This is a genomic window from Geothrix limicola, assembly GCF_030268085.1.
GTDB lineage: Bacteria > Acidobacteriota > Holophagae > Holophagales > Holophagaceae > Geothrix > Geothrix limicola.
On sequence record NZ_BSDE01000001.1, the window covers coordinates 298,433 to 325,360 of the forward strand.

17 protein-coding genes are annotated in these 26,928 nt (G+C 64.1%); 1 reads left to right on the forward strand and 16 read right to left on the reverse strand.

The features are described 5' to 3' along the window. Window positions 1-18: 18 nt before the first annotated feature. The 13 genes from QSJ34_RS01240 to QSJ34_RS01300 form a co-directional block, all read right to left on the reverse strand. Window positions 19-2,253: a S9 family peptidase gene (locus QSJ34_RS01240; RefSeq protein WP_285569233.1), complete on the reverse strand. Its 2,235-nt coding sequence runs from the start codon at window positions 2,251-2,253 to the stop codon at window positions 19-21. Window positions 2,254-2,303: 50 nt separating this feature from the next. Continuing rightward, a complete protein-coding gene (locus QSJ34_RS01245; protein ID WP_285569235.1) occupies window positions 2,304-3,494 on the reverse strand; it encodes a M24 family metallopeptidase in 1,191 nt (396 codons plus the stop codon). Window positions 3,495-3,505: 11 nt separating this feature from the next. Further along, window positions 3,506-4,780: a peptide MFS transporter gene (locus tag QSJ34_RS01250; protein ID WP_285569238.1), complete on the reverse strand. Its 1,275-nt coding sequence runs from the start codon at window positions 4,778-4,780 to the stop codon at window positions 3,506-3,508. Between the two features lie 87 nt (window positions 4,781-4,867). After that, complete coding sequence (locus QSJ34_RS01255) at window positions 4,868-5,890, reverse strand: LacI family DNA-binding transcriptional regulator (RefSeq protein WP_285569241.1); 1,023 nt, start codon at window positions 5,888-5,890, stop codon at window positions 4,868-4,870. A gap of 88 nt (window positions 5,891-5,978) precedes the next feature. Next, complete coding sequence (locus tag QSJ34_RS01260) at window positions 5,979-7,151, reverse strand: aldose epimerase family protein (protein ID WP_285569244.1); 1,173 nt, start codon at window positions 7,149-7,151, stop codon at window positions 5,979-5,981. Beyond that, window positions 7,148-9,835: a DUF5695 domain-containing protein gene (locus QSJ34_RS01265; RefSeq protein WP_285569247.1), complete on the reverse strand. Its 2,688-nt coding sequence runs from the start codon at window positions 9,833-9,835 to the stop codon at window positions 7,148-7,150. The genes QSJ34_RS01260 and QSJ34_RS01265 overlap by 4 nt, the downstream gene beginning before the upstream one ends. A 112-nt stretch (window positions 9,836-9,947) precedes the next feature. Continuing rightward, window positions 9,948-10,097, reverse strand: coding sequence for a hypothetical protein (locus tag QSJ34_RS01270; protein ID WP_285569249.1), 150 nt, complete (start codon window positions 10,095-10,097; stop codon window positions 9,948-9,950). 150 nt (window positions 10,098-10,247) lie between these two features. After that, window positions 10,248-10,799 (reverse strand): DUF6144 family protein, encoded by a 552-nt coding sequence (locus QSJ34_RS01275; protein ID WP_285569251.1) that lies wholly within the window; start codon window positions 10,797-10,799, stop codon window positions 10,248-10,250. 29 nt (window positions 10,800-10,828) lie between these two features. After that, window positions 10,829-13,330 (reverse strand): NPCBM/NEW2 domain-containing protein, encoded by a 2,502-nt coding sequence (locus QSJ34_RS01280; protein WP_285569253.1) that lies wholly within the window; start codon window positions 13,328-13,330, stop codon window positions 10,829-10,831. Between the two features lie 3 nt (window positions 13,331-13,333). Beyond that, the gene (locus QSJ34_RS01285) at window positions 13,334-14,917 is read right to left on the reverse strand and encodes a hypothetical protein (protein WP_285569256.1); all 1,584 of its coding nucleotides are present in this window, start codon (window positions 14,915-14,917) and stop codon (window positions 13,334-13,336) included. 35 nt (window positions 14,918-14,952) lie between these two features. Beyond that, window positions 14,953-17,421 carry a glycoside hydrolase family 127 protein gene (locus QSJ34_RS01290; protein ID WP_285569259.1) on the reverse strand — a complete coding sequence of 823 codons (2,469 nt, stop codon included), beginning with the start codon at window positions 17,419-17,421 and terminating at the stop codon, window positions 14,953-14,955. Window positions 17,422-17,454: 33 nt separating this feature from the next. Further along, window positions 17,455-19,803: a glycoside hydrolase family 127 protein gene (locus QSJ34_RS01295; RefSeq protein WP_285569262.1), complete on the reverse strand. Its 2,349-nt coding sequence runs from the start codon at window positions 19,801-19,803 to the stop codon at window positions 17,455-17,457. Continuing rightward, window positions 19,800-21,410: an alpha-L-arabinofuranosidase C-terminal domain-containing protein gene (locus QSJ34_RS01300; protein ID WP_285569264.1), complete on the reverse strand. Its 1,611-nt coding sequence runs from the start codon at window positions 21,408-21,410 to the stop codon at window positions 19,800-19,802. Before QSJ34_RS01300 ends, QSJ34_RS01295 begins: the two co-directional genes overlap by 4 nt. Before the next feature lie 99 nt (window positions 21,411-21,509). Here QSJ34_RS01300 and QSJ34_RS01305 point away from each other — a divergent pair, with 99 nt between their 5' ends. Then, complete coding sequence (locus tag QSJ34_RS01305; protein WP_285569267.1) at window positions 21,510-21,899, forward strand: hypothetical protein; 390 nt, start codon at window positions 21,510-21,512, stop codon at window positions 21,897-21,899. Here QSJ34_RS01305 and QSJ34_RS01310 read toward each other — a convergent pair. From QSJ34_RS01310 to QSJ34_RS01320, 3 genes are read right to left on the reverse strand one after another with little or no spacing between them, the layout of a single operon-like run. Beyond that, window positions 21,896-22,588 carry a hypothetical protein gene (locus QSJ34_RS01310; protein WP_285569269.1) on the reverse strand — a complete coding sequence of 231 codons (693 nt, stop codon included), beginning with the start codon at window positions 22,586-22,588 and terminating at the stop codon, window positions 21,896-21,898. The genes QSJ34_RS01305 and QSJ34_RS01310 overlap by 4 nt on opposite strands. 17 nt (window positions 22,589-22,605) lie before the next feature. Beyond that, complete coding sequence (locus QSJ34_RS01315; protein ID WP_285569271.1) at window positions 22,606-26,034, reverse strand: carboxypeptidase regulatory-like domain-containing protein; 3,429 nt, start codon at window positions 26,032-26,034, stop codon at window positions 22,606-22,608. Window positions 26,035-26,072: 38 nt separating this feature from the next. After that, window positions 26,073-26,897, reverse strand: coding sequence for a hypothetical protein (locus tag QSJ34_RS01320; RefSeq protein ID WP_285569273.1), 825 nt, complete (start codon window positions 26,895-26,897; stop codon window positions 26,073-26,075). Window positions 26,898-26,928: the final 31 nt, after the last annotated feature.

The window sequence follows — 26,928 nt, forward strand, 5'->3', positions numbered from 1 at the left end:
TTTAACGACCGTTCGGACTCAGTTCGCGCGAGGCTTCACGCCCAGCAGCTGGCGGACGAAGAAATCCTTCACGCGGCGCTCCACGTGGGGGATCCGCATGGTGCCGTGGTTGGATCCCGGCACCACCAACATCTCGAAATCCTTGTCCGCTTTCACGAGGGCGTTGACCACCTGCATGGTGGAGGACGGATCCACGTTGCTGTCCAGCTCGCCCACCAGCAACAGCAGGTCGCCCTTGAGCTTGGCCGCGTTCGTCACGTTGCTCTGCTCGGCGTAGTGGGGGCCGATGGGCCAGCCCATCCATTGCTCGTTCCACCAGACCTTGTCCATGCGGTTGTCGTGGCAGCCGCAGTCGGACACGCCGGCCTTGTAGAAATCTCCGAAGGCCAGCAGGCCGCGGAGGCTGTCCTGGCCTCCGGCGCTGCCGCCGAAGATGCCCACGCGGGTGATGTCCATGGCGGGATCTTTGGCGGCCGCGGCCTTCATCCACAGGATGCGATCGGGAAATCCCGCGTCGCCCAGGTTCTTCCAGCAGACATCGTGGAAGGCCTTGGAGCGGTTGCTGGTGCCCATGCCATCGATGGAGACCAGGATGAAGCCCAGCTCCACCATGTCCCAGTGCAGGGGCAGGCGCGTGAAACTCTTGGGAACGAATGAATCCTGGGGCCCGGCATAGATGAATTCGATGACGGGATACTTCTTCGCGGGGTTGTAGGTGCTGGGACGATAGATGACGCCGTGGATGTCCGTGAGGCCATCTCGCCCCTTGGCCACGAACCGCTCCGGCGCGCGCCAGCCGGATTCGAGCAGGTCCTTCACCTCGAAGCGTTCCAGTTCGGCGATCAAGCCTCCGTCCGCGACGCGGCGCAGTTCGGCCACGGGCGGCTGATCCACCCGGGACCACACATCGACGAAGGCCGAGCGGTCCTTGTTGAGGGTGACGGTGTGCGTGCCGTTTCCCGCCGTGAGTACCTTCAAACCCGTGCCATCGAAACCGACCTTGGCCAGATGGAGGTAGTAGGGATCCTGGCCGGGAAGGATCCCGCCGGCCATGAATAGGATTTCCCGCTTTTTGGGATCCACGTTCACCACGCTGCGCACCACCCAGTTCCCGCGGGTGATCTGGTTCTTCACGGCGCCCGTGCGGGAATCCACCAGGTAGAGGTGGTTCCAGCCGTCGCGCTCGCTCATCCAGATCAGTTCATCGGTGTCGCCCAGCACTTCGAGAAACTGCTTGCCGGAGTAGTCGATGAAGGTGGGACTGTGCTCGTCGACCACGACCCGCGATGCACCCGAGGCGGCATCCACGGCGATCACGCGCAGCACCTGGTGGCCCCGCTGGTTGTACACGTAGAGGTAGCGGCTGGAATCCTTGGCCCAGATGACGCGCAGATCCTCGCCGTAGCCGTTGTATGGTGTGGGTGCCAGGGCCGGATCCGCGGTGCTCTGGCTTCGCGCCGCGGGGTTGATCAACACGGGCCTGATCACCGGCAGGGGATCGCCGGGCTTGGCGTAGTCGACGACGTGCACCTTGGGTTCCAGCTGATCCTTGGGCGAGGATTCCACCAGGGTCACTTTGTGGATGGGCACTTGGCTGGCGCGCTGGGCCACCAGCTTCTGGCCATCCGGGCTCCACAGGAAGGCGCCGGTGTAGGCGTCGCTCGTGGTGCCATCGGTGGTGCGGTAGACCTCCTTGCTTCCGGATCGGATCACCACGTTCGAATCCTGCAGCTGGGCCGACCAGCGTCCATTGGGACTGAGAACAGGGTCGGTGGTGCGCTGGGAGGGCTCGTCGTCGTCGACCTGGGGCGGCTTTGGCCCCACCTTCGGGGGGCTGCCCGCTTCAAGCAGGCCAGTCTTCAGCGTGAAGCGCCACCAGCCCTCCTCAGTGCGGAAGAGAAGGTGGCCGCCATCACCAGGGAAGGACAGGTTTTCGATGGGGAGTTTGGCGGCATCCACGGGCCTGCCCAGGGCCTTGGCCAGGCCCGCGGCCAGCCTGGCGTGATCGAAGGCGGGCGCCTCCCTGCCCGTGCGCGCCTGGACCCGCAGCCATTCCTGGCTACCGCCGGGCAGGCCATGGCGGTACCAGAACGAGGCGCCATCCTCCATCCAGGTGGGATCGAGGGCGAGGCGCTTGTTTTCCGCCGAGACCAGCTCCTTCATTTTGGCGGCGCGCTGGTAATCCGCCTGGGTGCCCTGGGCGCTCAGAACGCTGCCCAGGAGCAGGGCGAGGATCGTGGCTTTCGTGGCCATTCGGTTCTCCATGTATTCGAATGTTTCGTTCGAGTCCGTTGCGGGAAGGCTCAGCGCGTTCCCGCCAACACGGGCAATTCCACCTGGGGATCGCTCAGCCATTCCGCGCCCGAGTCGGTGATCAGCACCATCTCTTCGATGGAGACGATGCCGTGGCCTGGCACGCTGAGCCGAGGTTCGATGGTGAAGACCATGCCCGCCTCCAGCGGCTTGAAGGGCTTGCCCGCGTACTTGGCCCAGGCGGGGCCCAGCAGGGCCGTGCCATCGTGGGCGAAGCGGCCCACCTGGTGACCCAAGCCGAAGGGGTATTCCTCGTAGCCATGCGTCAGGAGCGTCTGCCGCGCGGCGGTGTCGGCATCCAGGCCCTTGGCGCCCGGCTTCAGGACGGCCTTGGCGGCCTCGATGGCCCGACGCAGGGTGTCGAAACCGTGCTGGACGGCCTCGGGCAGCGCCGTTTCACCGGGCCGCGCCACGTAGAAGGTGCGCTGCAGATCGGAGCAGTAGCCATCCACGCGGACGCCGAAATCCATGGTCACCAGGTGGCCCGGTTCGACGGCTCTATCGGTAGGGCTGTAGTGGGCCTCGGCGGTGTCGGGGCCCGTGAACACGGAAGGACAGGTGTCGGGATGCCACGCGAAGGTAAGGCCGCGGCGATGCACTTCGGCCTGCATGAAGGCGGCGATCTCCCGCTCGGTGCGGCCGGGGACGATCTGCGCCTGCACCAGCTGGAAGATTTCCTGCGCCTGGCGGATGGCCTTCCGCATGGACGCAAGTTCTCCTGCGGATTTCCGCTCCCGCAGGGCGGAGACGATCCGCTCGGCGGACACCATCCGATCAGCCATCCCCAGTTCTCCCAGCAGCCCCTGGAGGGTGAGGAACATGCCGTGGGTGAGGCCATCGCATATCTCGCTGCCCTCGGAGTAGTTCAGGGCGATGCTCGCAGGCTGGATGGCGCGGATGCAGTCCAGGAAGGGCTCCCGGAAGCTGGTGACGAAATCGTAGACTTCGTCGTAGGCCCCGGTCTCTTCCACCGTGGCGCGGTCGTAGCGGCCCACGATGGCACGAGCCCGGCCATCGGGCGTGATGATGAAGGCCGAATGCCAGGTGAGGGGGCCCGGAACAAGGAAGGGCAGGATGGGATCCCCGTTGATTTCGGTTTCCCGGGTGAAGGTGATCCAGCAATCCAATCCGCATTCGGAGAGCGCCTTCGCGGCCTGCTGGATTTTCTCCTTGATCATCATGGGCGGCCCCTTCAGGCGGTGTATCGTTCCAGGCGCGGCAACTGGATGAGGGCCAGCAGGGCTGAGCAACCCAGCAGGCCCACCAGGAGCAGGTAGTAGTGGTGGTGGGGCATGCGCCCGTAGAAGCTGCCGATGAGGCCGGAGGCGTAGCCGCCGGTCGCCGTGGCCGCGAACCAGCCGCCCATCATCCTGCCCCGGAGGTGCGGCGGGGCCACCTTGGTGACGAAGGACTGCCCCAGCGGTGATATCAGCACCTCGGCCACCGTGATGATGCCGTAGACGCCGATGAGCCAGGATGGCGACATGATGGGCCGGTCCAGGTTGCCGCCGAGCCGGCTGGCCAGACTCATGATCAGCATGGCCAGGCCCATGACCAGCATCCCCAGCAGGATCTTCCGCGGCGTGGACGGCTCCGAGCTTCGCGTCCGAAGCAGGGTGAAGACGCCCAGAATCAGGGGCGTGAGGACGAGGATGAAGGCCGGTTGGAAGAACTGATAGGTCTCTGGGCGCAACAGCGGCACCACGCGCGTGGATCGCTCCGCGAAGAGGGTCATGGCGAAGCCGTTCTGGTAGAACCCGGTCCAGAACAGGGCCGCCACCAGGAACAGCCCCAGCAGGACCAGCACCCGCTGCCTCGATTCAGCCGGAAGCATGGTCTCGGTGGAATCCTCCGCCCCCGCGGCCAGGGGATTGACCTGGATGAGGCGGCCCCTGCCACGGTAGAAAACCACCTGGGCCATGACCATGCCGAGAGCGCCCACCCAAAACGAAGGACGGTAGCTGCCGAACCAGAATCCCAATGCGGTGGCGGCGATGGGTGCGATGGCGGCGCCGATGTTCACGCCCATGTAGTAAAAATTGAAACCCGCATCGCGCAGGTGCAGGCGATCCACGTAGAGGTTGCCCACCAGGACCGAGATGTTGACCTTGAGGATGCCGGTGCCAACGGCGATCAGGCACAATCCCGCGCCAAAGAGCGCCACGTGGGCGCGGGAAGACAGGCCCAGGGCCACGTAGCCGAGGGTCATGAGCGCGGCGCCCAGGCGCACCGTTTTGATCTGGCCCAGCACGCGATCGCCCAGCCACCCTCCGGCCAGTGGGAAGAAATAGCATCCGGCGAGGAACACGCCGTACACCACCCCCTTGGTTCCATCGCTCCAGCCCATCTCCTTGTCCATGTGCAGCGTGAGCACGGCCATGAGGATGTAGAAGCCCAGTCGCTCCCAGACCTCGGTGAGGAAGAGGGTCGAGAGGCCCGCAGGGTGACGGTCAGGGGCTGGAGTCATCGGTCATCTCCGACGGGTAGAAAGGGGCACAGCGACGCCCATCCCATCGCCATGGATGAGAAACAGTACAGAAAGACGCACGTTGGATTAACGACGGGGAGGGGCGGTGGATTCCCGAATGACGAGCTGGGTGGCGAGGCTGATCTCCTGGGAGGATTTCCGCTTGGGCTTGGCTTCCTTCAGGTGTTTCATGAGTCGGCTCATGGCCTGGAAGCCGATCTGGTAGCGGGGCATGGCCACGGTGCTGAGGGGAGGGGTCGAATGGGCGGCGGGCCAGATGTCGTCCAGGCCGATTACCGACAGGTCCTGAGGCACGCGCAGATCCCGGGCGTGGGCTTCTCCCAGGACCCCCAGGGCCATGAGGTCGTTGGCGGTGAAGATCGCCGTCGGCCATGTCTTCCGGTCGAAGAGCCGGCGAGCGGCCTCGCGTCCGCCCTCGATATGGAAATCCCCCTCCTCGCATTGGATGTGGCTGGGCTTGATGCCGCGGGCTGCCAGCTCTTCCAGGAACACATCCCGCCTGTGGCGGCTGGTCTGCAGGTCGAGGGGGCCGCTGACATGGGCGAAGCGCCAGTGCCCCAGGCCCACCAGATGCTCCACGGCCGCGCGGATGCCGGGGCGGAAATCCACCTTGATGGACACCGACTCCAGAGTGGGAAGGCTGGCATCGGGATCGACCACGGTGACGGGGATGTTGTGCCCGGCCAAGGTGGTGAGCCACTCTTTGGAGGTGCGGCTGAACAGGATGATCACGCCATCCACCCGGCGGTCGATGAGCGAATGGATGAGGGTGGTTCCGCGTTCGAGATCGAAGTTCGTGTTGCCCAGGAAGAGGTTGTAGCCCTCCGGAAGGCCAGCGTCTTCCACGCCCTTGATGACGTCGGCGTAGAAGGGGTTGCCGATGTCGGATACCAGGACGCCCACCGTGTAGGTGCGCTTGCCCGATAGGCTTCGGGCCACGGCATTGGGACGGAAACCCAGCTTCGCGACGACCTCCAGAACCTTTTCGCGAGTGGCGGGTTTGATCGGCGCATCGCTGCCCGAAAGAACCCGGCTGACCGTGGATCTGGAAACCCCCGCTTCCTCAGCCACATCGGTGATCGTCGACATCTTGATTGGGTGAACAGCTTGTTTCAATTCACTGCCCCTTCATCCGTGGCAAACCAGAATCTTGACCATGCGTGAATCTACGACATTTTCACGGCTTTGTGCCGAAGTGATAGACCGTGGTGGAGCGATACACCTGGCCGGGCTGCAGGATGGTGGTGGGAAACCCTGGCTGGTTGGGGGAATCCGGATAGTGCTGGGTCTCCAAGCAGAATCCGCTGCGCTTGGGATAGGGCTGGCCGCCCTTGCCGACCAGGGTGCCGTCCAGGAAGTTTCCCGCGTAGAACTGGATGCCGGGTTCGGTGGTGAACACCTCCATGGTGCGCCCCGAGGTGGGTTCGAAAACGCTCGCAGCCAGAGCCAGGGCCTTCGTCTTCCGGTCGATCACCCAGTTATGGTCGTAACCTGCGCCGAAACCGAGCTGCTCATCCTGGGTTCCGATCCGTTCTCCGATGGCGTGGGGCGCGAGGAAATCGAAGGGCGTTCCCTTCACGGACCGGAGTTCACCCGTGGGGATGAGTCCCTTGTCCACGGGCGTGAAGCGGCTGGCCTTGAGCGTGAGCTGGTGGCCGAGGATATCGCCGCGGCCTTCGCCGCGCAGGTTGAAGTAGCCGTGGTGGGTGAGGTTCACGGGCGTGGCCTTGTCCGTCTTGGCGCGGTACTGGATCTTCAGATCATTGCTGGCCGTCAGGGAGAAGGACACGGTCACATCCAGGGTGCCGGGGTAGCCTTCCTCGCCATCCTTCGATACATAGCGCATCTCAAGGCTGTCCGTGCCCTTCCGGGTGACCCAGGCGGCCTTCCACACGACCTGATCGAAGCCCTTCGTGCCGCCATGGAGGGAGCAGGGCAGGCCGCCGGGCGTGTTATTGGCCGCCAGCTGGTAGGTCTTTCCCTCCAGGGTGAAGGAGGCGTGGGCGATGCGGTTCCCGTAGCGGCCCACGATGGCCCCGAAGTAGGGATTGCTCTTGCGGAAGGCCTCAGAGGTGTAGCCGTCCAGCGTGGGGAAGCCGAGCACCACGTCATCCAGCTTTCCGTTCCGGTCAGGGACGAGCAGCCTCACCACGGTCGCGCCGTAGTTGGTGATTTCCGCCTTCATGCCATTGCGGTTGGTGAGGGTGTAGAGCTGCACGGGGACGCCGTCCTTCGTGGTTCCGAAGGGGCTTGGTGCAGGTGGCGCGGCCATGCTGATGGCCGTGCAAAGCCCGGCCAGGACGGTGGTGACCGCGGTGCGGCAGGTGGTGGCCAAACCAGGGGTGCTCATTGGGTTTCTCCAATCGAACGTGGGGCGAGGTCGCGAAGGCTGCTCCGGTGGCCATGATGGCGCAAATGGTCAACAAATGAAATCGGTTTCATTTTCGCTTCTGAAACACCTCGATCACTCCGAATGGGAAGCCGGGTGATGGCATAGAACCCAGCCGGCGTGGAGGAGACAGGCAGCTCGACCGTCTTCTCTTGACCAGGTCTGATCCGAAGCAGATCCCTCGAGCCATCGGGCCTTTCGATGCGGTAAAGACCCGCGTCTCCCGAGAGCCGCAATCCGATGCTGTGCTGGGTCGGATTGTCGCTCTCAAGTTGGAAGCGGAACACTGAGAGGTCTTCTTTCACCAGCACGGGGCTGGTGGCTGCAAAGCGATCACCCTCCAGTAGCACGTGCAGCTTTCGATTCCCCAAGAGGGCGTGGAAGCGCCTGCGGACACCATCCCGTGGCTCGACCTCCAGGAAGCCGCCGGCCGCACGCCAGAGGCCCCCGTAGCAGATCCGGCCGAAGAGGGGATCATCCGCAAGGATCGTCGATGCATTCCGCAGCGCCCCGCAGAAACCCAGATCCGATTCCGAACTGTAGTACCAGGGCCCCCGGTGATGAGTCTGTCCCAGCCAGGTGTGGCCCTTCGCCGCGGGTTCGAATCCACCGCCGACTCCGCCGTCGTTGGCGGCTCCCGGGAACCAGTAACCGAACCCGGATTCCTTCGTTCCTGTGTTCATGAGGGCCCAGGCGCTCAGGATGGAGGCGTAGCCCAGGCGTAGGTAGGGGGCGGGATTCTGGGCGTGGTTCAGGGCGTAGTCCAGGATGGAACCCCCGCCCATGGGCGACATGTAGGAGAGGGTGAAGTCCTCGCCAGCCGTGGCCCGGTAGTCGCTCCCCAGCAGGTAGTAGGCGGGCTCGACCCATCCTCGGCAGAAGAGGTTGGCCTGCAATTGCCGCTGCAGGAAAGCCATGGCCTTGGCCCTTGTGAAGACCGGTCCCGCTGGAGAATGACGCTCCATCGAGGCCTTGAGGGCGTATGTGGCCAACGCGTGGGTCGACTCGAAACCCGTGGAATCGAAGGGGTACTCCGACCCGAAGAGATTGGGCTTGCCGTTGACGAAATGCCGGGCCTTCCGATCCCAATGCTGGCTGAGGGTCCGACTTTCCGGTTTCAGCCCCTCCTTTTCCAGCACACCGATCAGCTCCGGTATGACGATCTCGTTGTAGTACCCGGTCTCGTAGGGGGACCACTGCGCGATGGCCATGGGGATCGTGAACATGGCCAAGGCTGTGCCGTAGGCCCTCCGGAGGTAGGTTTCGGCGGGAAGGGCGGTGTGGATCGCGGGATGGTTTCGCGCCACGCGGTAGAGCCCGAGGTACATGGCCACGATGTGGGGATAGTCGTAGACCCGCCAGACATGCTGCCGTCCTTTGGGGCCAGGATCCGGGCTTTCCCGGTTTTGCTTCCAGTCGGGAATGCCGTAGATGGCATACGGGAAGGGCTCGGCCTCGGTCTGCTGGAGGCCGCCCCACACGAAGTGCTGGACGTAGTCGTCGAGGGCATCCACTTCGGATTGCACGGGGTACTCGGCCAGCTTGGTGGCCAGGAAGGCGGGCTTGCTGAGGCCGGGATCGTCGCAGGTCACTTCGTAGATCCGCCAGCCCTTGATCTGATCGTAGTTGTCGGGGCCCAGCAGGGTTTGGCATTCCATGTTCCATTCGGCCAGGAGGCCGTTGTACCACTTGCTCGGGTCGCGGTGCTGGTGGCGGGCGATGAAGCTGCCCCGCTTCTGGATGAGGGTCTCCAGCGGTTCTGTGCTGAAGAACTCCAGGTAGATGTGCCGCCCGTCTCCGTAACGCACGGTCAGGCGGTTTTCCCCCAGCTTCGAAAACCGGATCCGGAAGAGCCGTGTACCGTCGTTTCTGGCGCCCAGATCCTCGATGGTGGTGGTGGTCGGGAACTCCGCCTCCAGGGCGTGGATGGGGGCCTTCGAGCGCAGGGCCACGGTGGCCGTCAGATCGCTGGGGATGGTCATGCCGGGGACGACCTGGGTGTCCACATGTCCTTCGTTCACGAGAACCTGGCGGACACCGTCATAGCCATCTGCCCACTGGAATTTGAAATTGTAGGTGTGGCTGTCGCCCACGGACCCCGCGGGCCTGAGATTCAGGCTGGTGCCGGGTTGGCGCCAGGTCCCTGTTCCTGCCAGAAGATCCAGGCTGCGCTTGGCATGGATGAAGACACGGTAGCCTTCCTCCTTCTCCCAATACTCCAGGCTGGTGTCACCCGTGGGGGTCAGGGTGAGGAAGGGCTTGGCGCTGTCGGGCCGCATCCAGAACAGGAAGGAACCGGAACCGGAGATGAAGCTGTGCTTGAGGACGGATTCCTTTTCGGAGCCCTCCCTGCTGAAATTCGTACGCATGGGAAGGGGAAGGGACAGATCCCCCACTTCCACGGCCCTGTCCCCACGGTTCCTGAGCGTGATGGACCAAAGGAGCGCCGAACCCTTCTTTTCGAATCGGCTTTCCACCGATACATCGGGACCGCCGTTCATGGTTTCGTGCCATTCCCCGCCCGCGGTTTGGTAGCTCAGCTGCACATCCCCGAGCCGCTTCCCCGGGGCGAGGTACTCCATGCCGTGGTGGGTCTTCGGGCCCCTGAGGCTAAGGAGGAAGCCGCCCTGGGTTTTCACGTTCATGGGAGGTCCGGCGAGAGCGGCCACCGGGCCGGAGGCCAGCCCTGCCGTCAGGAGCGCAGGAACGATCGCTCGGATGAATGGGACCATGTTCAGCATCAAGCCGCCTACGACGTTAAAGGAGGTTCCTGGCTTTAAGCGCTTTCTCCAGGGCGCTGACCTTCCTGAAGGCGAGGAACCCGAGAATGCCGCCTACGGTCAGAACACCCCCAGGCACGATGGCAATCAGGACAAGCAGTATTTCCATGAGACCGAGGTTGCCCATGTTCACTCCTATGGGTGATGAGGTGGCCTATCGAATGAACCAACGGGCTCCGCCTTCGCCGAGACGACGGGTGGAACCGTGGATTCGTGAGAAGAAGAAGGGGAACAAAACTCGCGTGATCCACGTTGAAAACAGGCTCTAGGATGGTGGTCACAAGGTGATTCGATACCGGCAGCTCTTGGCCCCCCGCTGGATGGAGGCCACCACTTCCGCCTTCACGGGCTTGCCCACCACCGCGGAGAACATCTTCTCGGCGAAACCTTCGGAGCAGTCGCAAAGCAGGGTGGATTTCAGCCCTGCTTCCTTGTGAACCAGGGGGCAAACGCAATAGGACTTGGCCTCGTCGATGTCGATGAAGCCCGCGGCCTTGTCGTGGTCGATCTTCCAGCCCCATTCGGCGGAAAGAAAGACCAGGAATGCGTCCAGGCGCCCCACGTATGGCGCGAGCTGCTTACCCATGTCGATGTGGTCGAAGTGGGCCCCGGCGCAGCCCTTCAGAACCGACTTCGCCGTGCCGCGATCCATGTTCCGCTCCAGTTGGGGCAGCAGCGCCGCGATCCACTTGGAGGGCATGGGGTCCTTGACCGTCTTGACCTCTCCTTCAGCGGCCCCCACCGGCGAGGCAGCGGCCAGGCGCGAAAAGCCGCAGGCGCAGAGGCCCGTCGTGCAGGACGTGAGGAAGGATCGGCGGGTGCTTTCCATGGCAGCTCCAACGGTGAGATCGAAGACCTTTATTTGCTCGCCTTCATGAGAACGGGATCCAGCCAGGCCGCGTGCGGCGCGTTCAGCCAGTCGTCGTCCTCGGGGGCGGCATCCTTGGCGGTGGCGCGCAGCACCAGCCGCTTCACGCCGCTGACATCGAGGCTGAAGGGCTTGGGGCCCGCGGTTTTGGGCAGGGCTGCGCTGGCCCAAAGTTCACGGCCATCCCCCAGCACCACGAAGGTCACGGGGGTCTTGCCGCGGTCGGAATCATCGAAGGCCGCCTGGGCCGAGAAGGTGCTGAAGAGCCCCTTCAGATCGAATTCCACTTCGGAACCCGCATGGGCCGTCAGGCCCTCCCGGTGGCGAGTGGCCACGGAGAAGGTGCGGGGCTCGGCGCCGCGGCCCTCGGCTCGCACGGGGTCGAGTTGGGCGAGATTGGTCGTGTCGGGCAGCAGGGCGGCGAGGGTGAAGGTCAGCTCCGCCTTCTTGAGTCCCTTGCTCTCCGTTCCATCCTCCCAGACGCTGCGTACCTCGGCCGTGTAGCTCCGCGCGGGATCCAGCCCACGCAGGGGAAAATGGGGGCTTCCGCTGTGGCCGAGCAGGCGGCCATCCAGGTACACCTGGTAGCCGGCGTTGAGGTAGTACTGGTCCTTCCACAGCAGATCCACGCCATCGAGGCCCCTCGGCTCCACCTGCAATCCCACCGGGGTCTGAGTGGGATAGCGGTAGAACCCGGCGGGTTTGAAGGTCACCTTCCAGCTGACCTCCTGCGTTCTTGGTGAGGCGATGCGGAGGGTGGCCCAGCCCTGGTGGTTGGTGATGCGCACGGGCAGCGCCCCGGAGGATGAGCGGGCCGAAACCTGGCTGATCTCGAAGTTCTGGCCCCGCGGAAAGGCGAAGTGCAGCTCGTAGGGATCGTCCTTGATGACCTTGCTCCGGCCGGAAAAGCCGCTGCCCGTGCGGTGCAGCGCCTGCAGATCCACCCAGCCCTGGGTGAGGTGGCGGTTGGTGGATACCAGCTGGATCTGTCCGTCGCTGGGCACGAGGCTGAGCACACGGCAGCTCGTCGGCGCGAGATCCAGGGCCAGGCCGGCTTCCCAGGCGCCCAGGTATTCCTGGTTCCAGAAATCGAAGACATGGACGGGGCCGTTCGCGGGCAGGCCCAGTTCCTGCCAGTTCAGGTAGAGCGGGTCGGGCCTGTCCTGGCGGAAGTTGAAGGCGCCCACCACGTCGTAGCCGCGGCCCAGGTGCTGGATCTTGAGATCCCAGATGCGCTTGTTCCGCACGGCGGGGAAGAGATCCAGCGGGCGGATATCGGTGGCGGGGAAGACCTTGTGCAGGATGTCCACGCGTTCCCGCGACAGATCGGGAAGGCGGTCGCTGGCGAACAGGGCCTGGCCCGTGAGGCCATGGAGCGAAGCCCAGACGCGGGCCTGATCCAGGGAGAGCGGCGCGCGCAGCAGCATCACGTCGGGATCGGTGTACCAGGCGATGTTGTGCTGGTAGTAGGACTGCAGGGTGGGGGCCAGGGCCGTGAGGAAGCCTTCCCAGCCCAGCACCACATCGCCGCCCGTGCGAGAGCCGTTCATGAGGCCCATACCCTCCACGGGCAGGCCCCAGCAGCCCAGGAGGTAGCGCTTGGGCCCGATGCCCGAGCGGATGGCATCCAGGGTGTGGCGGTAGAGCTTGTCTGGCTCCGCGGGATGCTGCATGAAGGCCTGGGTCTTGCCGTACTCGTCCACCACGATGGGCTGGCCGTCGATCTTCAGGTAGTCGTAGCCCCAGGCGGTGAATTTGGAAAAGAGGTCTTTCAGGTAGGCCTGGGAGGCTTCCGAAGAGGGATCCACCAGCCACTTGCCTTCCCACGTGTCGGAGGGGCTGGTGCCATCGGGCTTGCGCAGGAACACACCCGGGAGGCTTTGCACCACCTGGTCGTTGGACTGGCCGTGGGGCGCGATCCAAAGGCCGGGAGTGAAGCCCTTGCTTTTGATGTAGTGCGCCAGGCTGGCCAGGCCGCTGGGGAAGTGGCGGTCGATGCTGCTCCAATCCCTGGAACCGTGGCCCCCATCGGCCTTCTCGGCCTGCCAGCCATCGTCGATCTGGATGATCTGGGCGCCGTAATCCTTGAGGTTCTGGGCGATCCAATCGGTGTTGCGCCGCACCTCTCCTTCATCGAGGTTTTGATAGTAGTAGTACCAGGTGCAGAACCCCGAGGGCGCCACCGGGAAGATGGATTTATCCAGGGGCCGAAAGAACTTCAGCTTCAACGTGTCGCGGTAGTAGTGCGGCAGCAGGGTTCCGTCCAACAAGGTGAGCTCGTCCTTGGTCGGGTCGTAGCTGCCTTGGGACAGGGGCGTCTGGACATCGCCGAGGGTCATGACGAACAGATCCCCGTTGCTGCCGTCCTTCACGCGGGCGGGGATGGGGTGGGGCCAGGTCTGGGTTTGGGGCTTGGCCTGGGGTTTGGCTTGGCCCGAAGCCAGGGCGCAGCCCAGCGCCATGATCAAGGCGGTGCGGGAAAGGGCGGGCATGGACTACTCCTGATGACGAGGGCAGGGCTGGAAGCGCCAGTCCACGTGTTCGTGATAGGCCATGGTCGTATCCACGATCTTGTACAGTTCGGGATCATGGGCCTTGAGGGCCTCGTGAGTGGTGATGGGCCGGTGCGCGCCCACGGGGGCGAAGCCGTCACCCGAGCCATCGAAATAGGCCACCACGCCCGCGGTCCAGTAGGTGAAGCGATCCTGGGCAGCTGGCGTGCCAGCCCAGATCCGTTTCTTGGCGGCGCGGGAAAAGGCGGCCTGGACCTGGCGGTCAAAGCGAGTGTCCATGCGCTGCACCCGCAGCTCGTACTGCTGAACGTTGTCGCCCTTCTTGGCGAAGGCTGGGTCCATGGGCCTCAGGCCGGCGGCAAGGTACATGGCCTTGGCGAACACGCTGAGGGTCATGCATTCCCCCGAGAAGGGGTCGCCGGGCAGGTTGAGCACGTTCTCTTCGGGCACCACCAGCAGCTTCAGCTCTGGCGTGTAATCGAGGTAGCGCACTTCGTCGAAATCAAGGGTGTCTTTACGCCCCTTGAACTCCGGCAGGTCGCTCAGCCGCTCGCCCCGGCCCAATACCACCAGGCGTGCGCCTTGGCTGATGAGCACCTTGAGGATGTCGTGCCGGTAGGCGAACAGTTTACGGATGGTGTCGTTGGCCTTGAGCAGGGCCGCGTCGCTCACCTTGGCGGTGCCCAGCACCGGGAATTCGCGTGCGTAGGTGAACTTGGTGTACGTGGCATCCGCGCCGAAGGCGGGCGGCGGAGGGAAAACGGAGGGCTGGCGGCGCAGGGGGCGGAGCCGCCAATCCTGGGTGGGACTGAGGCGGAAGGTCCGGTGGACGAAGGCGTAGGCTTCGGGTTGGTAACGCTTCAGCTCCTCACGGGTGACCACGGGGCCATGGTTCCAGTTGTTGGCCCGCTCACAATCGAAGTACATGGTCACCAGCTCCGCCCAGTACTCAGTGGCATTGGATCCGGCGTAGGTGTGGTGGAAGAGGCCCTGGGCGACGGCCCGTCGATAGAGGGCCTCCAGCTCCTTCTGCCACCGTGGATCCATGCGGGTGAGGGTGGCATCGATGGTGTGGGCGAATTCGTGGAGGCCCACGCTCATGTCGTCGTAGCGGTCGTTGGCGAGGTTCAGCAGGTTCTCTTCCCCGAAGCTGGTGACGTCATCTCCCCCGGTACCGCGCACCCGCTCGTTCCAGAAGGCGGGGTCGGGGGTGTCGCGGTAGTCGGGAAGATCCGTATAGACCTGATCCTTGCCGATGATCACCAGCCGGGTGCCGAAGTCGGACATGGCCCGGATGATGTCGGGTCGCCCCGCCAGGACATGGGTGACGATGTCATAGGTGCGCTGCAGGGCCTCGTCGGCCACCGCCTCGCCCGCCAGCACCGGCATGCCTTCGATATCCAGCGCCTTCCGGTAGAAGGTTCGGGCGTTCTCCCGGAATTTGACATCCACCTTCATGAACATTTTTTCTGTGGGAGCCATGACCACCGGAGGCGTTTGAGCCAGGCCGGAAAAAGTGGTGCCGAGGGCGAGCAGAGCCGCCTGGATGGGCCGGGGGATGTTCACGCCGAATCTCCAATCAGAAATCGCCAAGATAGCCGCTACTGCACGGCCCATTCGTAGAGGCCTGCGGACAATCCAGGCCTGAGGCGCAGTTCCAGGCGCAGCGCCGATGTGGTCACTGGCGTGAAGGCTGTGGTGAGGACGGCGCTCCGTGTGGTGGCATAAGGCGCCTTCGCCTCCACGGGCTGCCAGGCACCATCCTTGGTTCGATACAGCAGGCGCCAGGATTCCGGCACGGCGCAACCGCCTCCCGAGGGCTGATCATCGAACCAGCAGACTGAAACATGGGACACGGTGGCGGGGGCCTTGAACTGGTAATCCACCCATTCCACGCCGCCGTTGTGAGGCCAGAAATCGAAGTGGGGCGCGAAGCCATCCGTGGCGTTCTGGGGTACCAGCTGATCGTTCAGGGCCTCGGTGCCCATGCCCTCGCGGGCGAAGGAAACCGTGACCTTGCTTTCCGAAGCCAGGGTGGGTTTGGGTGGCAGGGGTACGTCCTTTTCGGAAGTGGGAAGCCAGACCTGCATGGGGGAAGGCCCGCGGTTGGCCCAGGCGAAGTAGGGAATGGCCGTGAGGGACGCCGTCGCCGAGCTGGTGCCTCCATCCTTGAGGCGGGAGACGCGGTGGGCGCCCTGGATATCCAGCACGGTCACTCCACCCAGGAGTTCAGGCCGGCTCACAGGCTTCACCTTTTGGAGGGAGGGGACGGTCACATCGAAGACATCTCCGCCGTTGTCGCTGCCCTCCAGGCAGTAGACCACCGGGCCTCGCTCCAGCGCGATGCGGCCGCGAGTCGCCGCCACCTGGGCATGGCCCAGGACCGTGCGCACAGGCATGGGCAGGTTCACCTCCACCGCGTCGCCCTTCTGCCAGGTACGCGTGAGAACGGCGTAGCCGTCGCGCAGTTCGGCCTTCACCGCTTTTCCGTTGATCGAAATGTGCCACCCATCGGCCTTCGCATCGCGGTAGGTGTAGAGGTCGCTGGGCAGGGGGTGGCCTTGAGTCCACCCGGGGATGCGGATGCAGACGCTGAACACGCCCGGCCGCACGGGGTCCACGCCCAGGCGGATGCGGCCGGACCAGGGATAGTCCGTGGTCTGGTTCAGGCTCACGGCCGTGCCCGCGACCTCGGTCGTGGCCTGGCTTTGGGCGAAGAGGTTCACGTAGAGGCGATCCTCTTTCGTCGCGTACATGTAACCCGAGAGGGCGGCCAGGGTGCGCAGGACATTGGGGGGGCAGCAGGCGCAGCCGAACCAGGGCGCGCGGCCCGCGTATCCGTGGTTGTTCCGGCTCTTGCCGTCATAGACCAGGGGATTGGGATAGAAGAATCGGTCGCCGCTGAGGGAGACGCCGCTGAGGAAGCCGTTGTAGAGCGTCCGCTCGAACACATCGATGAACCGGGATTCGCCGGTCATGAGAAACATGCGGTGGTTCCACATGAGGTTGGCGATGGCCGCGCAGGTCTCGTTATAGGCGCGCTGGGGCAATTCGTAGTCGTCGCCGAAGGCCTCGCCTGAGCCCCGGGCGCCGATGCCGCCGGTGAGGTAGAGCTTGCGCCCCACCACGTTGTCCCAGATCCGCGAGATGGCCTTGAGGTAGCTTGGATCGCCGGTGAGGGCGGCCACGTCGGCCATGCCCGAGTACATGTAGCCCGCCCGCACGGCGTGGCCCACGGCCTCGTCCTGGTCCACCACGCGCTTGTGCATCTGGGCGTAGGTGTCCCCGCCGGGGCCGCGCACATCCAGGAAGAACTTGGCCAGCTTGATCCAGCGTTCGTCTCCTGTCTGGCGATAGAGCTTGGCCAGGCCCATCTCCACCACCTGGTGGCCCGGCGCGATCTTCAGGTCACCCTTGCCGAAATCCTTCCAGAGGAGTTCGGCGCTCTTGAGGCAGACGTCCAGCAGGGCCCGCTTGCCCGTGGCTTGGAAGTAGGCCGTGCCAGCTTCGTAAAGGTGGCCCAGGTTGTAGAGTTCGTGGCTGAGGTCGGGGTCGTTGAGCCAGCGCTTTTCATGGATCCAGGGATGGGCGGGGGAATCCGGATGCATGGTCCGCCAGGTGTAGAGGTAGCCATCGGGCTCCTGGGCGGCGGCGATGCGCGTGATGATGCCGTCGCAAAGGGCCTCGAGGGCGGGATCCCGCTGGATGCTGAGGGCGTAGGCGGCGCCCTCGATGCTCTTGTAGGCATCCGAATCATCGAAGGTGTATTCCGTGAGGGGCTTCATCTGGAAGTCCTTCTCACCGGCCGCGCGCCGCCTCATGACCTCGGCGGCCTGATCGAAATTCTTGATGCGTCCCGTTTTTTCGCACTGCTCGAAGGCGAAGGGCAGGGTTACCCGGCGATTCACTTCCTGGCGGGGCTGCCAGAAACCGCCGGTGATGCGCACGGACGTGAACGGTACGGGCTTGACCGGATAGTCTGCGGCGGGGGCGAAGGTGGCGCAGAGCGTGAGGGCGGTACCCCAGGCTCTGCCTGATAGGCGAGGGAAGGTGGGCAGGGAGAAGGGCATGATCGGTACTCCGGAGCGAGGGGGATTCGGCGGTCAGCGCTGGGAATCGGAACGGATGGTGCGGACGCCGAAGATGGCCGGCGTTTCGCTGTCCTTGGCGGCTTCGATGCGGACGGTGACGGTTTTCTTGCCCTGGACCAGCGCAGGGGGAATGGCGTATTCGCGATCGAAGAAATGCGGCACGCCGCCCCGGTCGATGACTTCGTCGGCGATCTTCTGGCCGTCCACCTGGATCGTGAAGGTGCGCTTGCGCCACTCATCCTGGAAATAGGTCAGCACGACAGCGGCGGGATGAGCCGCGTCCACGGGCATGTCAAAGGAGAACCACTGCTTCGAGTGCCGGAAGGGACGGCCCTGGATGCGCCGCATTTCATCGAGGATCAGGCCTTCGCCCTTGAAGTTGAAGTCGCGCTCCGGCTGCATCTCCCCGGGCTGGGCATAGGCCACGGTGGCGAGCTGGAGCTTGCGCTGCCGCTCCATGGCCTGGGCGTACTCGGCGGAACGGGCCTGCCATTCCTTGGGCGTGAACAGATCGAAATAGACCGCATAGGAACGGCGGTGCAGCTGGAAGAAGGGCACCAGATCCACCTCGTGGGGATTGCCCGCGCCTTCGGTGCGGAAATGGCCGGGCTTTCCGGCCACGGGCTTGAGCCACTGATCCAGGGGGCGTTCCGCGGCCACCAGGACGGGCACGCTGCCTTCCTTCCAGGTTTCGAAGTCTTCCTCGGGCCCCAGGTTTCCAGCCAGCACCAGGGGTCCCCACAGGATGGCGGCGCGGCGCGGATTGTCCGGCAGGGGCTCCAGGCGCAGCGTCTTGGGCAAGACCAGGTGCACCACATCTCCCGTCTTCCAGGTGCGGGTGATTTCCACGTAATCGCCCGCCTTGGCCAGGGAGGCGACAGCTTGCCCGTTGACCTGGACCTGGAACCCTTCGTGGGCCCAGGCCGGGCGGCGCAGATTGAGCGTGAACGTCTTCGGTTTTTTCAACGTGAAGGCGAGGGAGGCCTCATCGCCGATGGGCAGATCGGTGGTGGTGGCCAGGCTCAGGCCCGCGGCGGCCCAGGTGGCCGTGGAGGGGGCATAGAGGTTGACCCAGAGCCGGTCTCCGGCCTCGTAGTAGATGCCGAAGGCGTGCAGGGCATGGCTCTCCATGCCCGATCCCACGCAGCAGGTGAAAGACTCCTCCATGTCCTGGTACTCGTGCTGCACGCCGCGTCCCACGGGCACCATGTAGCAGGTGCGGCCGTCCTGGGGATCCATGGAGGCCAGGATGTGGTTGAACAGGGCCCGCTCGTGGAATTCGGCGTAATAGGGATCGGGCCGCAGGGCGAAGAGCTTCCGGGCCATCTTGATCATGTTGTAGACGTTGCAGGTCTCGGCGGTGCGGCCATCCACGCTGTCGGACATGCGGTCGGCGTCGAAGAAGTATTCATTCTTGCCGTGGCCGCCGGTGGCGAAGGTGTGGTGCTGCACCACCCGGTCCCAGAAGAAGGAGGCCGCATAGCCGTCACCGGGATCGCCGGTGTAGGCGTAGCGGGCCAGGTTGCCCATGAGCTTGGGCACCTGGGTGTTGCCGTGCAGACCGCTGAGCTTGTCCTGGTGGCGCTTCAGGGGATCGAGTACGGCTTTGTGCTCGAACTTATATGAAAGATCGAGCCAGCGACGGTCTCCGGTATCGGCGTAGAGATCCGCCAGCACTTCGTTCATGGCACCGAATTCCGTGTTGAGCATTTTCTGGAGCTGGGCCTCGTTCAATCCGGCTAGGGTGCGCTCGGCCCATCCCGCGAACTCGATCTCGATGGCCAGGGCCAGCGGGTTCCCCGTGCAGCGGTAGGCATCACGCAGCCCGGCGAAGATCTTGTGCTGGACGTACCAGGGCGACCAGAGGCCGTTGAGGTCGAAGCCGCCGGAGCGGATGTCGCCTCGCGCAACTTCCTGGAACCGCTCCTTGCCTTGCTCCAGGGCGCCGAGGTAGCCATCGCCTTGCTTGTCCTGCACCACCTTGAGCTCGGAAAGGATGGTGTCCACCCGTGCCTTGAACCGCGGGTCGCCCGTGGCGCTGCTCATGAGGCTGACGGCAGACAGGTAGTGGCCCAGGATGTGCCCGGAGAGGTTCTTCCCATCCCCATCCCAGCCTCCGTAGGGTTGGGCCTTGGGCTGCATCCCGGCGCGCTTGCGGAAGTTGGCCAGCATGCGATCCGGCTCGAGCCGAAGCAGGTAGGCGGCATCCAGATCCTGGGCATGCTTGAGGGGGCCGCCCGTGAGACGAACATCCTGAAGAGGAAGGGGCCGCGCCACATCGGCGATGACGGGCTGGATGGGGTGGACCCCCTGGGCCGAGGCCAGGAGGGTGACCAGGAAGATCGGGAAGATGGCCTTCATGGATGGGCTCGCTTCATAGAGAGTCGGAGGACGGTCAGGGAATAGGGGGGGAAGGTTTGAGAGAAGGCGGGGCCCGGCACGGACACGTCGCTGGTCACGGGGGTGGCCTTGGGAGGCGCGCCGAGGGAATTTTCATCGGCCAGCCCGGCGCTCAGCACGGTCTTCCGTGCCGTTCCGCCCAGGCCTTGCACGCCTTGGATGCGCAGATCGAGATCCGCGGGACGCCTGGCGGCGTTGACCACTTTGAGCACCACTTCCCCGGTGGCATCATCCACCGCGGCGGAGGCGTAGAGGGCGGCGGTGGCCGTGGCGGAAGGGGGGATGGCGAGCTGGACCGGGAGGATGCGGCTGGCGCGGTTCCTGGAGAAGGTCTGCTGGACCCAGTAAGAGGGGGTCGGTGCGGCCTGTAGGCTGTCGAACCAGATGAGGTTGGGCGACCACTGCCAGGCGTCCACATTCGCCAAGAGGGGCGCGTACGAGGCCAGGCGCACCACGTCCGCGTTGCGCTCGAGACCCGTCATGAAGGCCGCTTCCGCCATCGCGGCTTCCCAAGTGTTTGGCCTGGGGGTGCCTGGGGCGGGCCGTTCGGGGTGGGCCGCATATTCGCCGGCGAACACCTTCGGCCCGCTGCGGGGATAATGGTCGTAGCGATGGGCATTGGCGAGAAACCAGCCCGGCGGCGCGTAGTAGTGCTCGTCCACGAGGTCGGCGCGGAGTTCCCGCATGCCCGCCCAGAGGGTGTCGAAATCGGCGCCGCCGCTCCAGGGGCCGGAGCTGCCGATGATCTGGATCTGCGGATACCGGGCTCGGATGGCCTTCTCGAAGCGCTGGAAGCGGTCGAGGTATTCGGGGCCCCATTGCTCGTTGCCCACGGCCAGGAACTTCAGGCCGAAGGGCGCCGCGTGGCCCATGTGGGCGCGCACCTTTCCCCAGGGGCTGTCGGGCGCGCCGTTGGCGAACTCGATGAGATCGAGGGCATCCTGGATGAAGGGGTCCAGGCTTTCGGCTGGCACCATCTCGCCCGATTCAAACTGGCAGGCCATGCCACAGCTGAGCACGGGCAGGGGCTCGGCGCCAAGATCCGCGCAGAGCTGGAAGAATTCGAAGAAGCCCAGCTGGAAGGACTGCTGGTAGTCCGGGGCGAAGCGCCCTTCGCCGGCCATGTTGTCCAGCCAGCGATTGGGCATGGGACGGCGGGCATCGGCGGGCCCCAGGGTGCGCTTCCACTGGTAACGGTTGGCGAGGTCGTGGCCTTCCACGACGCAGCCCCCGGGGAAGCGCACGAAACCGGGCTTCAGGTCCCTGAGGAGGCCCATGAGGTCGGGGCGGAAGCCGTGGGTGGCTGTGGTGGGCATCAGGGAAACTGCATCCAGGTCCACCTGGCCCGGGTGTTCCAGCGTGAGTTCCAGCCGGCTCCCAGGGTCGGTGAGGGTGGGGTTCAAGGTCAGGCTGTACGGGGTCCAGGCGGTCTTGTCGACCTGGATGCTTCCCTCGGTCAGGAGGCGGTTTTCGGCGCCCCGCAGGGCCACCCGAAGGGCGACGGACGCATCGGGGCCACGGCGGGCCCAGAAGGAAAAGCGAAGACCCTCCCCCGCTCGAATTCCCATGCCTCGAAAGCCTTCGTTTCCGACTCCATACCCTTCGCCCGGAGCCTGAGATGTGATCCTGAGATAGTGGGGATTTTCGGGAATGGCCGGTGAATCTTCATGAATGGTCAGGGTGCCGCGGGCATTCTTCCTTCTCACCTCGAACCAGCCTTGGAGGCGATGGGGAAATTCGAAGGAGCGGTTCTTCACCAGCTCGGCCCAGAGGCCTCCGTCCGCGGCGAAATTGATGTCTTCAAAAAAAACACCCCACATGGCGGGGTTGATGGCGGCGCCGGGTTGGTGTGCATCCACCGTCAGAGTGGCTGCGGGCACGCGTGGATGCTGGCTTGGAACCTGGGCCGCCAGCCACGGAATGCTTGCCGCCAATACGAAGAGGAGCGCAAAGAAGGGGGATCTCACGAGCAGCCTTGTCGCCCGGCCGGGGTGGCCGAATCAGAAAAGAATGACGGGAAGGACCGAAGCGCTTCCCGTCATTTTGAGGCCATCTAGAAGTGGTAGGACGCCGTCAGCGTCAGGTAAGCGGGACGACTCGGATTGCCGCCCTTCTCGTAGGTCATCGTGGCGGAATTCTTGGAGCGCCACTCCGTGAAGACGTAGGCCAGGTTGAGGTCGACATCCTTGGTGACGGGATAGCCGAGGCCCAAGCGCCAACCGGCTCGCCAGTTCCGATCTCCCTGCGTCGCGTTGGGGTTCACGCGCGTGACGAACCACTGATGGAGGGAGGGGCCCAGGAAGGCCGTGAAGGACTGGCTGCCCACCGTGAAGGGGTGGATCATGTCGAAGCCGAAGAAGTTGCCGCGCAGGTCGTACGAGAACTTCTGCTCGAAGACGGTCATGGAACTCTGCTGGCTGGCGCTCATGGCCTGGTATTCAGAATAGGGGATGACTTCGCTGCCGTTCCCCTGGTCCACCCGGAGCCAGGGTTTGAATCCGGCATCCCCCGGCATGGTTACCATGCCCGCATAGACTCGGTACTGCAGCCCTTTCCAGGACTCAGGCGCCCCGGTGTACCCGAACTCGAGGGTGTAGCCGTGGCCATTGTTGGTCATATCGCGGGCATCGCCCTGGCTGCTGACCAGGCCGCCTTTGACATACAGGTTGAGCGGTCCCTCAGCGAAGAGGGGAGTGGCGGCGGCGGCCAGGGCCAACCCCGCGATCATGATGGCAGTTCGTTTCATGTTGATCTCCTCAGGCCTCAGAACTTGATTCCGGTTTCAACCGTGAAGTAGCGTCCCCCTGGCATGCCGGCGTAATAGGGCCCCTTGTATTGCATGGCCGAAGGATCCATGAAGTAGCCGTTCTTGCCGTACATGTTCGCGGGGTGGCTTCCGTCGGCCATGTTCGGGCCGACGCCGAGGGTGGCGCCCGTATCTCCCACCTGGTTCTGACTGTAGACATGGTTGAAGGGGTTGGAGACCTCCACGCCGAGCCACCAGCGGACCAGGGGGCCGATGGGAATCTCCAGGTTGTAGCGGAGGTTCAGTTCCATGGAATCCGGATACTGGAAGCCCCCGACGGAGGTGCCGCGCTGCGCCTTGAAGATGTAGGTGCCCGCCCCGCCATTGATCATGTTCGTCGTGGCGTAGTTCGCCGGGGCATTGGCCATCACCGCCTGGTACGCCGCGGAGTAGGGATCGAGGTTCCACTGCTCCTGCTGGGTGTAGGTGCTACCCGTGGTGTACTTGCCACGAAGCACGACGGAAGATTTCACCGCACCGTGGCTGAGGTCGTAAGAGAACCAGAAATTGGTGACCTGGTTCGTGGTGACGCTGGGCTCGGTGATGTCCTCGGTGTTGTAGCCGAAGCGCTTCCAGAGGTCCTCCCACCTCAGGCCCCAGACCCAGTGGTTGGTGCCGATGTTATCCACGCGCAGGTTGGACTGGGCAGACCAGTACTGGAGGTTCTGATGGTTGCGGCTGTAGACGTAGTTGCCGCCAAAGGTCAGATCCTTGGTAAGCCTGAAGTCCCACTCGAGTTCCGCCGAGGTGTAGTCGTGGTAGAGGCCGGGATCATTGGCCAGGAGGTTCCGGTAGCTGCTGACTGTGGTTCCGTTGGTGTAGGCGTTGTTGACGGAGTACTGGTAGGGATCGGCCAGCCACTGGTAGTTGTTCTTCCAGTCCCTTCGCACCAACGTGAACCGGATGCTCGATCCGTTCTCGTAGGCGCGGCGGAAGGAAATGCTGTGCTCGTCCGAATATTCGGCCTTGAAATTGGGATCGAGCTTGATGAAATCGGGCGACCAGAGGCTGCGGAAGTAGGTGTAGTTGGATGGATCCAGCAGCTGCGAGGTGGTGGCCAGGGTGAATCCGCCGTTGGCCAGGTTGGTGCCGTCATAGGGCTGGCCGTTGGTGGTGGGATCCCAGCTGTAGTTGGCGACATAAGGTTTGCGGCGGTGGACGAAGGCCATGTACATGGCCGCGGGGATGCGGTTGTGGAAGCGGCCGAAGGAGTAGCTGAAGAGTCGCTTCTGATCACCCCCGAGATCCCATTTCATTTCGAAGCGCGGGGTCAGGATGCTGTAGGAGAGGACGCTGCCCGTGTCGTCGCCCAGTTTGAAGCGATCGTAGCGGACGCCGCCCATGATGGAGAATTTGGAATTCAAGGCCCAGCGATCGTTGACATAGAGACTTGTGGTGGGCTGGTTGAAGCTGCCGCTGTCGGGACCCATGAAGTTCCGCATGCTGGCGACCTGATACCACTGATAGGCGTAGGGACGGCTCGCGGAGACGGCATCGGTGGTGCCGGGCCATAGGGTGGTGAGGTTGGCGTGGGCGGACCACATGACCCATTTGCCGGCGTAGGCGGAGGGGTCAAGTGGTTGGGGCCCCGTGTAGCCTGTCGGGTAGAGGATGTCGGCTGCGGTGAGGTTTGGAGAGATCTGGCCGCCCGGGGTGTAGAACTGCCTGGGGGCTGCCCCGGTGGAGGTATCCCAGTCGGTGCGCTCGTAGTTCACGCCCCAGTCGATCTGATGGTCTCCGAGGAGCGACTGCACGTTGACGTAGAAGGTCGTGTTGGACTTCTTGTCCCCCTGGTCGTAGGGGCTGCCCATCACGGCTTCATCCCGCGTCCAGCCCTGCATGTGGCGGGCCTGGAGGAGATTGGTGTAGGGATACCAGGCTCCCGTGGCAGTGGGGCTGCCGGGGTGGAGGAAGGCGCCGGGAATGCCGCTGGCCCCATCGGAATAGTGGCCGTTCTCCCAGGTGCGGTTCGAACCGGAGGTGACCAGGTATCCGCTGCTGGGAGGAACGATCGTTTCGCTGGTGTGTCTGGCTAGGCGGGCTTCCACGAGGTGGGTGCCGAAGACACCCTTGTAGCCAAGGTTCCAGACGCGATTAGCCTCGCCGGTGTTGCCGTAAAGGCCTGGACTGATGGAGGCATTCCAGTCCCGGTTGTACATGTCCGTGGTGGCGCTTCGAGCCTGAGAGTAGGACCACTCCAGGGTTTGATCCTGGGTGATCTGGTAGAACAGGGAATACTGGTTGAAGGTGTCCTCTTGGCTGGTTTGGTAAGTCTTCCCCTGGTCCCATAGATTCGCCCTGCGGATCTGTGCGCCGCCCGGAGTCACGAACAAAGTGCCGTCGGTGGAGTTGGCGTAGTCGTGGCTGATGGCGTTGCTGCCGCCGTTATAATCGGACCACCATCGGGGGACGTAATTGCTGCTGCTCACGTTGGGCTTGAATCGGCCGCCCCAGGCGAAGGTGATGTGGTCCTTCCAGAGCGGTCCGCTCACCGTGGCTTCATAGGTTCGATTGATGGCGTCATCACCCGGAGTGATTTGGTGGGTGTTCCAGTCGGAACCGAATCTGGAGACCTGACGTCCGGGATAGCCGGGATCGGCCGTCGCCCCGAGGGTCGATCGGCCGTAGCTGGCACGCAAGGTGCCCTTGAATTCGTTGGTGCCGCGGGTGGTGACGTACGAGACCATGCCGCTTTCGGTGTTGCCGTAGCGTGCATTGAGAGGCGATTGGATGAGCGACACGGATTCGATCATGTCCGTGACCATGAGCTGGTCGCCCTTGAAATTTCCCCAGCCGGCGTCACCTGCGGACATGCCATTCACGAGGAATTTGCCGCCCACAGTGTTGCCGCCGCGAATGTGGACGGTGGTCCCCTTGTCGTTGCTATCCGTTGTGATGCCTGGAGCGATGGAGGTGATAGAGAGCAAGTCCGAGGCGGGCATCAGTGTCGTGAGCGCTTCCATGGGGTAGACCGACTGGGTGACCGTCTCTGTCTTGTCGACCTGTGAAGCAAGCGAAACGACCTCGACCACGGCTTGCTGTACGGTGGTGTCCAGGACGTCCACGCGCATGTTCTGGCGGACGGTCTGTCCGGGGCTCACAAAACATTTGGTGCTGCCGGATACGTACCCATCCTTCGAGAAGGACAGGGAATACTCGCCGTTTGGCAAGAGGGGGATGCGGTAACCCCCTTCGCCATCGGTGATTACCGTCCTGTCGGTCAGGATCTTGGGGGATTTCAAGACGAGGCGGGCGCCTTGGATCGGTTTACCCGATTTCCGATCCGTGATGGTGCCGACGAGGGTGCCGACGGTTTCCTGTGCCATGAGGGAAGTGACCCCGGCCAGGATGAGGGTGAGGGTTGAGAAGCGAGAGAATGGGCGCATGGGGATGTCTCCTTGAGTGGGAGCCGGGTGGCCGCGGGTCAGAGCCGGACGCCCAAGGCGACTTCAAGCACCAGTCCATTTTTGGTGGACTCGCTGTACCTGGGCGCCGCGCCGGTCGTGGAGAAGGGGTGGTAGTAGATGCCGTTGAACGTGGTTTCGCGGAGGTTCAGCTCCAGGCGGAAGATGTCCGAGAAAGTCCTGCTCACGCCGGCATAGGCGCCAGGCTGGACCTTCTTTACGTCCTTGGAGTAGTTCGCGCCCTCGTAGTAGTACCAGTCGCCATAGCCGCTTGTGCGGGGAATGACCTGGAATGTGTGGGTCGAGTCGTAGTACCCCGGTGTCAGCGTCATGAAGATTTCGTGGTGGGTCTGGCGGTAGTCGAGACTGAGGCCCGCCTGCCAGTCCCAGCCCTCGGCCCAGGAGAAGGGAAGGGGGGCCTGGTAGCCCACCTTCAGCCCGAAACCCTTGAAGGTCATGGATTCGCCCTGGAGGGACATTTCCGGACCGATGACGACGGGGAAGGAGTTGGTCCCATCCGAGTAGGTTCGGGTGATGCCGGTGGGGTTCCAGGGATCCTGGTTCGCGGCGTAGAACGCCGATCCGTACTGCGTGGTGTCCCGGCGGTAGCCGTTGAACACGTCGTAGGTGATTTCGGTGGTCAAACGCCCCTTGCTCAGGGGGAAGGCCGCCTCCACGCCGAAGCCGGTGGTGCGGTTGCCGAGGGAATCCTTCGACACCGGGCCGGAGAGGTTGCCCGCCCGGATTTTGAATGAAATGTCGGGAAACGATTGCGCCTTGGCTGGCAGGGCCAAGCCTACCGCCAGTGCGAGGCTGAAAGCCGCGATTCGAACGCGGGTGGTCATGTGGAACCTCCGAGGTGAGTGGGGTGGAGGA